Below are 12,454 nucleotides of genomic sequence, written 5' to 3' on the forward strand. Positions count from 1 at the left end.
ATATGACACTTGCTTTTGGTTTAGATTTTGTAGATTTAAATAAATTAGAAGGCTTAAAAAAATTAGATGAAATTTTTCTAAATTTTCTGCGTAGCCATAGTTATTCTCTTTATGAAATTATTTTATTGTTAAGGGCTAATCCCGATCAAGTTGATCAAAAATATTACTCAGATTTTTTATTAGAAATTTCGCCTGTTTTTGATGATTTTCTAGCTAAGTTATTTGGTATTGAACAAGAAATAGCCAATCTAAGATTTAGTCATAAAGAGTTTGATGTAATTTATGAGTGTAAGAGAAAATTCATCCAGCGTATTGCAGTAAAAAAATATCCTCCTGAAAAACTAAAAGAGATTGATTTTGATAGTGTATCAATTTTTTTAGAAAAACTTTTAGGAGAGGAGTTTACCCAAGACAAGTTTGCTCGTCAAGTAATAAAATGGCAATTAGATGATGAAAAATATGCTTTTGAGTTAGATATAGCAGCAAAATATGCTGCCTTTATGGTTTATAATAGACCTCTTGCAGGAGTGGAGTTTCAAAGGAGATTTAATGAATCTGAAAGTATATTATTTTCTTTACCAAATAAAATAGATAAAGATAATTTAATAGATCTTAATAAGGTAGCTAAATATAAAAAACATGTAAGAGTAGGGTTTGATTGTTTAAATCCTATATCTAATCTAGATGTAGTCTTAAATGCTACTCACTATTGTATCTACTGTCATAAACAGGGAAAAGATTCGTGTTCTAAAGGGTTATACTCGAATGATTCTGCGAATATACTACCGATTACGCCATCAAAGTCGGGCTGTCCGCTGAAGCAGAAAATCTCTGAGATGAATTATGTAAAGTCCAAGGGATTCAATTTAGCTGCTCTTGCTATTATTGTCATTGATAATCCAATGGTAGCTGCTACTGGTCATAGGATTTGTAATGACTGTTCCAATGCTTGCATTTATCAAAAGCAAGAACCTGTAGATATTCCTCTGGTTGAATCTAATATTTTGGAAACTACTTTGCTTCTACCTTACGGGGTGGAAATATATTTATTACTTACTAATTGGAATCCACTTAATATTTTTGCTCTGATGCCAAAGCCTCCAACTAATTACAAAGTTTTAGTAGTGGGTCAAGGACCAGCTGGGTTTAGTTTAAGCCATTATTTATTACGAGATGGACATACTGTAGTAGCTATAGATGGCTTAAAAATCACCCCATTGCCTTTTGATATTAACAAGCCTATTAAATACTGGTCTGATTATAAAAAAAACTTATCAGAAAAAATACCTGAAGGTTTTGGAGGAGTAGCCGAGTATGGTATTACTGCAAGGTGGGATAAAAATAATTTAACTATATTACGTCTGATACTGGAGAGAAACAGTCATTTTAAGCTTTTTGGTGGTGTAAGTTTAGATAGTAATATAACTATGGAGCAGGTATTTCATTTAGGATTTGACCATGTCGCCTTGTGTGTTGGAGCTGGTAAGCCTAAAATTGCCCAAATGAGAAATTTTCTTGCAAAAGGTGTGAAAACAGCCTCCGACTTTCTAATGACCTTACAATCAGGAGGAGCTTTTTTAGAACAATCTAACACTAATTTGCTTATTAGGATGCCTATTATTATCATTGGTGGGGGACTGACCTCTATTGATGCAGCAACTGAAAGTTTAAATTATTATAAGTTACAAGTAGAAAAATTTCTAAAAAAGTATGAATTGTCAGTTGAAGAGAATGGAAAAAATCATACAGAACAAAATTGGACAGATGAGGACAGATTAATAGCCAAAGAATTTATCTTGCATGCAAAATTATTTAGGCAAGCACAAAATAAAGAATCTATAAAGAAAATCTTAGATGAACTAGGTGGAGTAATAATTTGTTATAGAGGAAAATTAAAGGATTCTCCTGCCTACAAGTTAAATCCTGAAGAAGTTATGTATGCTATGGCTGCAGGTGTAAATTTTGCTGAAAATATGATACCTTTAGGCATTGATGTTGATCAGTATACTTACGCTGAATCAATAGAATTTGATAATTTAGGTATAAGGAAAAAATTTAAGGTAAGGACTGTACTTATGGCAATAGGTACGCATAAAGATAATAGTTATTTGGAAGACATATATTCAAATATATACTCAAATGATTTGAGTATAACATATTTTGGTGATTGTAATCCTCAATACTCTGGAAGTGTGGTTAAAGCCTTAGCAAGTAGTAAAGAGGGGTACAAGTTTATTGGAAAAAAACTTATCAAAAATAAACCAAGTTTTTTTGGTAATAATCTAGATTTCTTTGCTAAACTAGATTATTTGCTAACTAGCCGTATCAAACGGATTGATATTCTATCTTATAAGATAGTAGAGCTGGTAATACATTCTCCTCTCGCTGCTCAAAATTTTCAACCGGGGCAATTTTTCCGTTTGCAAAATTATTCTAGTGATATTTCAAAAATTATCGAACCATTGGCTGTCACTGGAGCTTATGTTGATTCAGAAAAGGGGTTAATTCATTTGATAGTTTGGCAAAATGGTAAATCAAGTAAATTATGTAGATATTTATCGCAAAATGAACTAGTAGTACTAATGGGACCTAGTGGTAAGCCAACTGAGATATTAAGGGATAGCAATGTAGTGCTTGTTGGTGGAGGAGTTGGAAATGCAGTTTTATGCTCAATAGCTAAGGCTCTTAAAAATAATAATTGTAAAATTATATATTTTGCTGGTTATAAAAATTTACAAGATAGGTTCTATCAAGAGAGAATAGAAGAAGCAGCAGATATAGTAGTTTGGTGTTGTGAAGAAGGTATTTTATCAAAAAATAGGGCGGAAGATATTAGTGTTAATGGTAATTTGGTGTATGCTATAATGGGGCATTGTTACCTTTGGAAAAATTTGAGCATAGATAGGATAATAGCTGCGGGTAGTACAGAAATGATGGAAGCTATAAGCGATATAAAAGATAATTTTTTTGGTAACAAAACTCAACTAATAGTAAGTCTTAATTCTCCTATGCAGTGTATGATGAAAGGTATTTGCGGACAATGCATTCAGGAAGTTACAGATGAAAGGAAATATATTTTTACTTGTTCCTGCCAAGATCAAGATGCAAAAATAGTTGACTTCACAGGGTGTAAAAGTCGTTTAGAACAAAACTCTCTCCAAGAAAAAAATTAAAATGACAAAAATATATAGATATATAGACTTACCAATTGCTCTAATATACTCAAATGATTTGAATATATTATTGGTATCAGACGGGGATTTTTTAACAGGTTTATATTTTGTAGGGCAAAAACATATGCCAATTTTAGATAGTAGCTATCATGAACAGCAAAATTGCAGTATATTCGATCAAACTTACCAAGAGCTAACAGAATACATAAATGGTACTAGAAAAGAATTTACCGTACCTTACCGTTTCACGGGGACTAATTTTCAGGAGAAAGTATGGTCTACCATCTCTGCCATCCCATATGCTAGAGTGATGAGTTACAAAGATATTGCAAATTTAATATTTGCTTCTAAATCTGTACGTGTAGTAGCAAACACTGTGGCACGCAACACTTTGTCAATTATAGTGCCATGTCATAGGGTTATAGGTACTGATGGTAGACTAACTGGTTACGCTGGAGGGCTTGAACTCAAGAAAAAACTTTTAGAATTAGAAGAAAGCTATAAGGATATGATTATACTTTGACCTTTATCGGTAAAAATGATAAAATAGACCTAGAAAGGTATGAATAACCAGCTTAAACAAATATACAAAAGAATTATTTTAGATAAGTGATAATAATATGAAAATTTCAGCAAATGCTATTAGGGCTGGTAACATTATAGTGTATAATAATGATTTATGGGTTGTGAGCAAAACACCTGAACATACCAAACCTGGTAAAGGTGGGGCTTATGTGCAAGTAGAGATGAAAAATTTAAAAACTGGTACAAAACTTAATGAGCGTTTTAATTCATCCGATTACGTTGAAAAAGCACAGCTTGAGAATAAGGATTTACAATTCCTATATTTTGAAGATGATAATCTCGTGTTAATGGATAATGAGACATTTGAGCAGATTTTAATTAATAAGGCAATTCTTGGCGAATGTTTGCCATTTCTTGAGGATAATATGGTACTCAAGGTACAGTTTTATGAAGAAAAAGCTTTAAATGCTGAATTACCGCAAACCGTTATTGCTGAAATTATGCAAACTGATCCTGTAATTAAAGGCTCTACGGTAACGTCTTCTTATAAACCAGCGATTTTAACCAATGGAGTAAAGGTAATGGTACCGCCTTATTTAGTTACCGGGGAGAAAATAGTTGTAAAAATTGAAGATATAAGCTTTGTTGAGAGAGCAAAGTAATATCTTATGCAACAACCTATAACTAACTTACTTATTACTGCATCATGTAAAGCTGTTAAGTTTTTGAAGAGAGATTTTTTAGAGCTGGAAATGCTTCAAAGATCTAATAAGGGAAACTATGATTTCTGCAATAAATCTTATATTAAAACACAAGATTTATTACGTAATGAGTTGCAAAAATATACAAGTTCTTTATTTTTTCCAGAGGATAAGTTTGAATTAGATAACGCTTCTGAGATGGTTTTCTTAATAAATCCGCTTGATAGTTTGAGTAATTTAGAAAAAAGTATACCATTTTTTGCTGTATCTATAACGTGTTTAAAAAAGATTAATAAAATTTTAACCACGGTTTGTACTGTGATAAACTTTCCAGCTCTTGATGAGATTTATTATGTTGAGAAGGGAAAAGGAGTATGGGTAGGAAATAATACCACTAATAATAGTGGTAGATTAAGGGTTTCTGCTTGTTCTAGTTTTGATAATTTTCTAATTTCTACTGACGATCTTAACATAAACCCAGTTTTTTTGAAAAATGCTAGGGTTTTTGGTTCTCATTGTTATGGAATGCTATTACTTGCAGCTGGTAAGATTGATGCTGTTTATTTTTCATCATTAAATTACACTTTAAAAGCTAGCTTTGATTTAATTGTCCGAGAATCAGGTGGAGCAATAATAAATAATGACAAAATGTTTGTTGCTACTAATTATGAACTTTCCGAGAAATTTAAACATCTATTACTTGAAAAAACGTCATTGAGTAGTTAATTTTTGTTGCCAAAATTTTTTACTTTTATTTTTTTGTTGTATCATATACAATTTTATTAGGGATAAGTTTTTTAGGATTAAATCTTGAAATCCCTAATATTATTCTAATAATTTAATGTTATGTTATGAAAAAGTTTAGTGTTAATTGTGATTTTGGTGGACAAATGGCACCGTTTACCATATATGTAGGGCAACCTGAGCCGGGGCATCATCCCCTGCATTTTCAGGATGACTGGTTATCAAAGCAACGTGGTGGGAAAATACCAGCTGAGGTCATGGATGCGATAACTAAACTGCAAGAACTGGCTAATAAGAATAATGTTCTGCTGGAAGAATTGTGTGTGTATGCTCTTGGTTCTGCACAAGAAGAGGATGATAAATCTGAAAAAAGTGAAGAATCGGAAAGTGATAATGACGACCAAGATAGTAATAATGATGTTAACGGTGAGACTGCTAGTTAACCTGAGTTCGATGTAATACCATTTCTGAAAACTAATCATCACGTCGTCGTACTGCATGATCTCCGCTGCTCACGTACTAATGTACGCTACGCCGCTCAACTTTGCTACTGCCTAGCTCTTCTTGAAGTTATACTATCGTCTACCAACTCTCCATTTACGAGCAGTATATAACTTGTTATATCGAACTTCATAATTGGCATACAATAATAATTTTGATCAGGTGGTTGTGTCTATATCAGAAGATATTACATTAATAAAATTCAGTAATGTATCTAAACAATTTGGCAAAAAGTTACCTCTTAATAATATTAATTTTACCGTTAAAAAAGGTGAGGTTACGACTTTAATCGGTCCAAATGGTGCTGGAAAAACAACAATAGCTAGATTAATCTTGGGATTAGACAGTGCCTCATCTGGTAATATAACAATTCACCCCCATCTAAAAATTGGCTATGTACCGCAGAGACTAGATTTTGCTTCAGACTTACCAATTACAGCTGAAAATTTTTTGTATTTATTAGCCTCAAATGCTACTCGCAATGATTGGCAAGAATGGAGTAATTTTATTGATTTTGATAATTATAAACATCATGATATTTCAGAACTTTCTGGTGGTCAATTTCAGAAGCTAATTCTAACTGCTACCTTACTCAACAATCCTGATCTAATTATTTTAGATGAACCAACTCAATCATTAGATGTTACTAGTCAGCAAGAATTTTATCGGATTATTAATCAAATAAAAAAACGTCTAAATATTACAATTTTTATGATATCACATGACTTATTTACTGTGATGAAAAATTCTGACCAAGTTATATGTTTGAATGGACATATATGTTGTAGCGGTAAGCCTAACGATTTAGCACAGAACCAAGACTTTCTAAACACCTTGTCATCAATTGGTTTTTATATCCATCATCATGACCATAAACATTAGATATCTTTGGCAAACTCACTTAGGCATTTGAAGAATTGGTAGAAGTATATACTGCTCGTAAATGAAGAGTATACCTCATGACATATTATACCCACCATTAATTGACAACGTCTCCCCAGTAATGAAACCAGCTTGCTCATCTGCTAGATACTCTACGGCTCTAGCAATTTCTTCTGGCCTACCCAACCTTTTCATTGGTACAGCTGCTATTATTTGCTCTAGTACATTAGCTGGTATCTTTTCAATCATTGATGTTTTAATATACCCAGGAGCTATACAATTTACTGTTATATTTTTAGAAGCTGATTCCCTAGCTAACGCTTTAGTAAATCCTATAATTCCAGCTTTAGCAGCAGAATAATTAGTTTGCCCTATTTGTCCTGCCTGAGCATTAATCGAACTAATATTAATAATTCGTCCATAATTCTGAGTTCGCATTTGGTTAATTACTGCACGGCACATATTAAAGCATGAGCTAAGGTTAACGTTAATCACATCTTGCCAATCTTCCTCAGTCATTTTATGCATCATCGTATCCCTAGTAATACCAGCATTATTTACCAAAACACTTACCGAACAACCAAATTCATTTTCAAGCTCCTCTATTGACTTAAAACATTCAGCATAATTTGCTGTATTCCATTGCTTAGTTTTAATAGAATAATTTTCATTAAAATCTTTAGCAGCTTGGTAATCACTATAAAAATTTGCTACAATGGTAAAGCCTCTATCCCTTAATGCTATAGCAATAGCCTTGCCTATCCCCCTTGTTCCTCCTGTAACTACTGCTAACCTTGACATAATATCTATAACTCATCTATAGCTTCAACAGATTCTACCTCGGGTATAAAATGTTTAAGCATTGATTCAATACCATTTTTTAAAGTAATAGTTGAACTAGGGCATCCCCTGCAGGCTCCATGAAGCTCTAATTTTACCACTCCATTTTCAAATCCTCGATATATTATATCACCTCCATCCATGGCAACCGAAGGACGTACACGTGTTTCAATAATTTCTACAATCTGTTGTTCGATTTCAGACATCTCGTCAGAATTATTTATGGCAGATTGACCATTTTCCCCATCAAAGACAGTAAAACCAGCAGTAAAATGATCCATAATAACCATCAAAATTTCAGGTTTTAAAACTAGCCAATCACTTTCTTCTTCTTTAGTAATAGTAATAAAATCACTACCAAAAAATACAGATTTTACGTTATTTATACTAAATAATTGAACTACTAGCCTGCTTTTACCTTTTGCCTCATCAAGATTACTAAAATGAACCGGCTCGTTAGGGCTAACAGGTATGTTAGGGAAAAATTTTATCGCATTAGGATTAGGAGTAATTTCAGTTTGAATAAACATATACTTTTTCCTCGATAAAAAGAATGGTCTTGATAAAAATGAATGGTACCCGCGGCCAGACTTGAACTGGCAAGGGTTTGCACCCCACGGATTTTAAGTCCGTTATGTCTACCATTCCATCACGCGGGCAAGGTCAGGTTATTTTAGACTCTATGAAGATTGCACAGACTAATAAAAAAAACGTTAAAAAGCAAGTATTTTTACTATAAAAATCTCATTTCTTCTTGATTTTTATCGAGTATACTCGGTGAACTTCAAGAATTGGCGTTCCCGCGACCAAAGATCTGTGCTGCTCACGTACTAATGTACGCCTAGCAGCTCGACTTTGACACTCCTAGCTCTTCTTGAAGTTATACTATCATCTACCAACTCTTCATTTACGAGCAGTATATACATCGAATTAAGGTGAATATTAAACCTTAACTGGCATAATCACAAAAACATCTTTAGGATTCTGAAGGGTTTTCAATAACATTGGTGATGATGCATTTAAAAAGTGTAGCTCAACTTGGTTTGCTTTAGTAGCACTTAACACAGCACTTAGTGCATCAGTAAGATATTTAGGATTAAAACCTATAGACAGAGTATCTTCATGATCAAAAATGCATAAATTACTTTCATCTAGAGAACATGGTATGCATTCTTTAGCCACGCCTCTTGCTTCTCCAGAAGCGGTAATTTCAAGCAAGTCTTTTGATAAAATCAATTTTATTGCTTGAAATTTGTCTATAGTTATTGTCGCTACTCTATCTATAGCATCAGCTAGCAACTTGGTATTAATAGTAAGTTTATAGTTGTTCTCTGCTGGGATAAAAGCTTGATAATCCGGAAAAGTTCCATCAATTAGTTTTGATACCATTATAATATCATTACAAACAAATTTAATCCTATTAACACTTAGAAAAATTTCAGTTTCCAGTTGAATATTCTTAGGGTCTTTCAATATCTTAGCAATTTCCTCAAGAGTCTTTTTAGGTAAAATAACTCCAAACTTGCTAGCATTATTGGCTATTTTTACTACTGACACTGATAATCTATGCCCATCGGTGCTAGCCATATAACATTCTTCATCTTTTACACAGAAATAAACACCATTAAGATTATAACGAGTTTCATCAACGGATACCGAAAACAAAGTACCGTCGATCATTTTAACAAAATCACTACAAGGTATTTTTAAAGTAGCTTCAACATTAATATCATCTAATGCAGGGAACTGGTTAGCATGTAGGGTTAGTAGGTTAAAAGCACAATTCTTTCCTAGAATTTCAAGTTGATCTGTTTCATTTGAGACACTGAGCGTTACATCATTATCAGATATCTTTCTTATTATGTCATTTAATGTTTTAGTAGATACCATTATTTCGCCTTCACTTATTACTTGAGCTGCTACTTTTTGGCTTAAATATATTTCCATGTTAGTAGTTATTAGCTCTAGCTTACCATCCTTAGATGATAATTTAACATGACTAAGCTCAGCAATTACGTTACGTTTTTCTACCACAGAATTGGCAAAAGCCAAAGCATGAGTTAACGTTTTTGTTTCAACTATTGTTTTTAAGTTATTATTATTCATATTATTTAGTATTTATCCTTTAATTACAATGGTGGATAATATAGTACGGTTATATAATTCTCCAGTATGGCAGGAACGTCGATAACTTGGATATTTCTCAGGGTTAGTATATGTATCTTCTAGCATCTTTGTTATATCTTTAATACCAGCTTCTTGCAGTTGAAGTTCTACATAAGCTGGTAAATCGAACATATAATGCTTTGTTCTCAAGGAGGCACTAAAAAACTTTGAGTTCTCAGCCCGCTGCTTTATAAAATTATCGTAAAATTCTTGGTCTACCTCATAAGAATATTGTTGAATACTAGGGCAAATAATAGCTTTAATATTTTTTGCTCCTTTCTCATGCATTAGTTTTACCAAATTATTAGTGATACCAGCTTTAGCACCACGCCAACCACAATGAGCTGCCCCTATAACCTTACCATCTTCGCTACTAAGTAGAATAGGAACGCAATCAGCAGTTTGTACTGTTAGTACTAGATTTTTTTTGGTAGTAACTGCTCCATCACCTTCGGGATCAGTCTTAACATCACTATCAGCATCAATAACTTTGTTACCATGCACTTGCTGTAGGATAACAATATTCTCGGCATCATAATATTTAACTACTGTTAGCCGATTATTCTCGACACTTTCTAAGATACTAGAATCACCCAGCTTATTTTTTTTACTATAAATATGACTAGATTGCTTGAAGCTTCCATCAAAAATTTTATAATAAACTTTATTCTTTATAAACTCATCCACATGACCACCCTACAGCAATTTATCCATACACTATCAGATCATTTGCAAAAGAACAATGCTTTACAAAAAATCATTAAGAAATTTCAAACAGACTACTCGCTAATAGCTTGCATCGGAGTAGAAATAGAATTTTATTTAAGCAAAAATATTGATCCACTCGAATTTCAGACTCTACTTGGAATAGCAGTTAAGAAGGAAAAAGGAGCTAATCAATTTGAGGTAGATTTGCCGCCTTCCACTAACATAATTGAGTATATAGAAAAAATTAGTAGCACTAAGTCTAAAATACAAATTATTGCAGAAAAATTACGGGGTAATGTAAATTTTTCTGCCAAACCATTTGCAAGCGATTATGGTAGTAGTATGCATTTTCATGTAAATTTTATATCCCCAAATAATTTGGAGAATTGTATACTTAATATTAAATCTCTTTCGAAACTCGCTTATGCTGAGGAATTTAAAGGAGCCACGGAACCTCGACCCGCAGCGTACTTAAATGTATGTGAGGAGCAGAGTACTAGGAGCACGAATAAATTACCAGCAGAAGTAGAGTTTCAAAAGAGATTTATTGATCTAATGGGTCAAAGTATCTGTCATTATATGCTTGACACTTTCTTGATATTCATGCCAAATGAAGATGATTACCTTCGTTTGGATAAGAATTTTATGGCACCAACTAATGTATCTTTTGGTAATAATAATAGAACTGTTGCACTGCGTATCCCTGACCTCTCTCCTAAAAGACTAGAACATAGAATAGCAAATCCACTAACTGATCCTTATTTAGCAATTTTTACTATTTTAAACTCTATATTTCTAGGTTTAAAATTTCCTGATAAAATAAATAATATCAACAAAATATATGGCAATGCTTTTGATCAACAATATAATTTAGTGTCATTCCCCAAATCATTAACAGAAGCATTAAAGCTATTTAATTTGGAGTTTTTTATATACCTAAATGATAATAGACAAAGAGAACTAGCTACTCTAGAATCACTACTAGAAATAATGAAGAAATTATAGTGTTACAAACTTTAAAAAAAAGTACTTTAAAAATCGGTAAGCACCAAGTTCAATTATTACCTTTATTACTTACTATATTAGCATTTGTAATTCTCTTATCACTTGGGTTTTGGCAAATTGCTAGATTACAGGAAAAAGAACTGTTTTTAAGTTCAATGAAAAATAATCTTAATAATCCGCCAATTGATATAAAAACACTTAGTGGAAATAAATTATATGCTAAAATAAGGGCGAACGGCTATTTTCTAGTGGGTAAGAATTTACATCTTTATGGACGCAGATCAATGTCCACTGAAAAAGATGGTTATTATTTAGTTACCCCATTTCAAACTGATGATAACAAGATAATCTTGGTTGTACTAGGGTGGTTTGCTGGTAGGCATAAAAAAAATATTGATAATATAATAGATAACTCTATGGAAATTACAGGTGTAATTCTTCCCGGTGAAAAAACAAAGCTGTTTGTACTGGATAATGATGTTAAAAACAATGTTTGGTTTACCTTGGATTTAACTCAAGCCTCTGATGTTCTTGGCTTAAAATTAGAAGATTTTTATTTAGTTATGGAGGGTAATAACAATCGATCTGATATTCTTAAAAGTTTGTCGATTGAAAATTTGTTGAATGTCAGAAATAATCATTTAGAATATGCTATAACTTGGTTTGCATTAGCGATTTCGTTAGCAGTAATTTTTATGATTTGTAATTTGTCTAAAATAAATATAAAGGAGTAGTTATGACATTAAAAATAGGCGATATTGCACCAAATTTTACTATGCCAATAGGTGATAATAGTAAAATCAATTTGTCAGATTTAACAGGAAAGGTTGTTGTATTATATTTTTATCCTAAAGATGATACACCAGGTTGTACTATCGAGGCCGGTGACTTTAATAAATTAAAACTAGAATTTGAAAAAATGAATGCTGTCATTATTGGTGTATCAAAGGACGACTTAAATTCTCACGATAAATTCAAGAAAAAATATTGTTTGGATTTTGATCTTGCATCAGATTCTAATTCTGATACTTGTGAAAAATATGGAGTTTGGGTAGAAAAATCAATGTTTGGTAAAAAATATATGGGAGTTGATAGAGCTACTTTCTTAATAGATAAAAAAGGCAAGATAGCTTACATTTGGTCAAAAGTACAAGTGGCTGGACATGCTGAAGACGTATTAAATCAGGTACGGAAAATAATATAAACATA

At 32.4% G+C, this 12,454-nt stretch carries 13 protein-coding genes and 1 tRNA gene; 9 read left to right on the top strand and 5 right to left on the bottom strand.

Going from position 1 to position 12,454, the window contains the following annotated elements:
* The first annotated feature begins 2 nt into the window (after window positions 1-2).
* The 6 genes from AAGD45_RS01700 (at window position 3) to AAGD45_RS01725 (ending at window position 6,526) form a co-directional block, all read left to right on the top strand.
* Entirely contained in the window at window positions 3-3,173 is a 3,171-nt protein-coding gene (locus AAGD45_RS01700; RefSeq protein WP_341761723.1) for an FAD-dependent oxidoreductase, read from the top strand.
* 1 nt (window position 3,174) lies between these two features.
* The gene (locus tag AAGD45_RS01705) at window positions 3,175-3,696 is read left to right on the top strand and encodes a methylated-DNA--[protein]-cysteine S-methyltransferase (RefSeq protein ID WP_341761724.1); all 522 of its coding nucleotides are present in this window, start codon (window positions 3,175-3,177) and stop codon (window positions 3,694-3,696) included.
* Window positions 3,697-3,793: 97 nt separating this feature from the next.
* Window positions 3,794-4,360: an elongation factor P gene (efp, locus tag AAGD45_RS01710; RefSeq protein ID WP_341761725.1), complete on the top strand. Its 567-nt coding sequence runs from the start codon at window positions 3,794-3,796 to the stop codon at window positions 4,358-4,360.
* Window positions 4,361-4,366: 6 nt separating this feature from the next.
* Complete coding sequence (locus AAGD45_RS01715; RefSeq protein WP_341761726.1) at window positions 4,367-5,125, top strand: inositol monophosphatase family protein; 759 nt, start codon at window positions 4,367-4,369, stop codon at window positions 5,123-5,125.
* Window positions 5,126-5,250: 125 nt separating this feature from the next.
* Complete coding sequence (locus tag AAGD45_RS01720) at window positions 5,251-5,586, top strand: DUF2610 domain-containing protein (RefSeq protein WP_341751470.1); 336 nt, start codon at window positions 5,251-5,253, stop codon at window positions 5,584-5,586.
* Window positions 5,587-5,830: 244 nt separating this feature from the next.
* Window positions 5,831-6,526, top strand: coding sequence for a metal ABC transporter ATP-binding protein (locus AAGD45_RS01725; RefSeq protein ID WP_341762183.1), 696 nt, complete (start codon window positions 5,831-5,833; stop codon window positions 6,524-6,526).
* 75 nt (window positions 6,527-6,601) lie between these two features.
* On the opposite strand, the gene AAGD45_RS01730 is transcribed toward AAGD45_RS01725, so the two are convergent.
* The 5 genes from AAGD45_RS01730 to pgeF all read right to left on the bottom strand — a co-directional run bounded on the left by AAGD45_RS01730 (window position 6,602) and on the right by pgeF (window position 10,219).
* Window positions 6,602-7,327 (bottom strand): SDR family oxidoreductase, encoded by a 726-nt coding sequence (locus AAGD45_RS01730; RefSeq protein ID WP_341761727.1) that lies wholly within the window; start codon window positions 7,325-7,327, stop codon window positions 6,602-6,604.
* Window positions 7,328-7,332: 5 nt separating this feature from the next.
* Window positions 7,333-7,896, bottom strand: a complete 564-nt coding sequence (locus AAGD45_RS01735) for a NifU family protein (RefSeq protein ID WP_341761728.1) — start codon at window positions 7,894-7,896, stop codon at window positions 7,333-7,335.
* A 43-nt stretch (window positions 7,897-7,939) separates the two neighbouring features.
* A tRNA-Leu gene (locus tag AAGD45_RS01740) sits at window positions 7,940-8,025 on the bottom strand.
* Between the two features lie 283 nt (window positions 8,026-8,308).
* Window positions 8,309-9,472: a DNA polymerase III subunit beta gene (dnaN, locus tag AAGD45_RS01745; RefSeq protein WP_341761729.1), complete on the bottom strand. Its 1,164-nt coding sequence runs from the start codon at window positions 9,470-9,472 to the stop codon at window positions 8,309-8,311.
* A gap of 12 nt (window positions 9,473-9,484) precedes the next feature.
* Complete coding sequence (pgeF, locus tag AAGD45_RS01750; protein WP_341761730.1) at window positions 9,485-10,219, bottom strand: peptidoglycan editing factor PgeF; 735 nt, start codon at window positions 10,217-10,219, stop codon at window positions 9,485-9,487.
* Here pgeF and AAGD45_RS01755 point away from each other — a divergent pair, their 5' ends adjacent.
* From AAGD45_RS01755 to bcp, 3 genes are read left to right on the top strand one after another with little or no spacing between them, the layout of a single operon-like run.
* On the top strand, window positions 10,220-11,245 hold the full coding sequence (locus AAGD45_RS01755) for a palindromic element RPE1 domain-containing protein (RefSeq protein ID WP_341761731.1): 1,026 nt from the start codon (window positions 10,220-10,222) through the stop codon (window positions 11,243-11,245).
* Window positions 11,245-11,979, top strand: a complete 735-nt coding sequence (locus tag AAGD45_RS01760) for an SURF1 family protein (protein ID WP_341761732.1) — start codon at window positions 11,245-11,247, stop codon at window positions 11,977-11,979. Before AAGD45_RS01755 ends, AAGD45_RS01760 begins: the two co-directional genes overlap by 1 nt.
* A 2-nt stretch (window positions 11,980-11,981) precedes the next feature.
* On the top strand, window positions 11,982-12,449 hold the full coding sequence (gene bcp, locus AAGD45_RS01765; RefSeq protein ID WP_341761733.1) for a thioredoxin-dependent thiol peroxidase: 468 nt from the start codon (window positions 11,982-11,984) through the stop codon (window positions 12,447-12,449).
* Window positions 12,450-12,454: the final 5 nt, after the last annotated feature.

Source organism: Candidatus Tisiphia endosymbiont of Thecophora atra, assembly GCF_964026395.1.
In the GTDB taxonomy this organism is placed as follows: domain Bacteria; phylum Pseudomonadota; class Alphaproteobacteria; order Rickettsiales; family Rickettsiaceae; genus Tisiphia.

Excerpts from the sequence above, each read along its gene's own strand:
- bcp (WP_341761733.1), top strand. The coding sequence starts at position 11,982 with ATGACATTAAAAATAGGCGATATTGCACCAAATTTTACTATGCCAATA.
- AAGD45_RS01715 (WP_341761726.1), top strand. The coding sequence starts at position 4,367 with ATGCAACAACCTATAACTAACTTACTTATTACTGCATCATGTAAAGCT.
- AAGD45_RS01735 (WP_341761728.1), bottom strand. The coding sequence starts at position 7,896 with ATGTTTATTCAAACTGAAATTACTCCTAATCCTAATGCGATAAAATTT.
- AAGD45_RS01700 (WP_341761723.1), top strand. The coding sequence starts at position 3 with ATGACACTTGCTTTTGGTTTAGATTTTGTAGATTTAAATAAATTAGAA.
- efp (WP_341761725.1), top strand. The coding sequence starts at position 3,794 with ATGAAAATTTCAGCAAATGCTATTAGGGCTGGTAACATTATAGTGTAT.
- AAGD45_RS01720 (WP_341751470.1), top strand. The coding sequence starts at position 5,251 with ATGAAAAAGTTTAGTGTTAATTGTGATTTTGGTGGACAAATGGCACCG.
- dnaN (WP_341761729.1), bottom strand. The coding sequence starts at position 9,472 with ATGAATAATAATAACTTAAAAACAATAGTTGAAACAAAAACGTTAACT.
- AAGD45_RS01730 (WP_341761727.1), bottom strand. The coding sequence starts at position 7,327 with ATGTCAAGGTTAGCAGTAGTTACAGGAGGAACAAGGGGGATAGGCAAG.
- AAGD45_RS01755 (WP_341761731.1), top strand. The coding sequence starts at position 10,220 with ATGACCACCCTACAGCAATTTATCCATACACTATCAGATCATTTGCAA.
- AAGD45_RS01705 (WP_341761724.1), top strand. The coding sequence starts at position 3,175 with ATGACAAAAATATATAGATATATAGACTTACCAATTGCTCTAATATAC.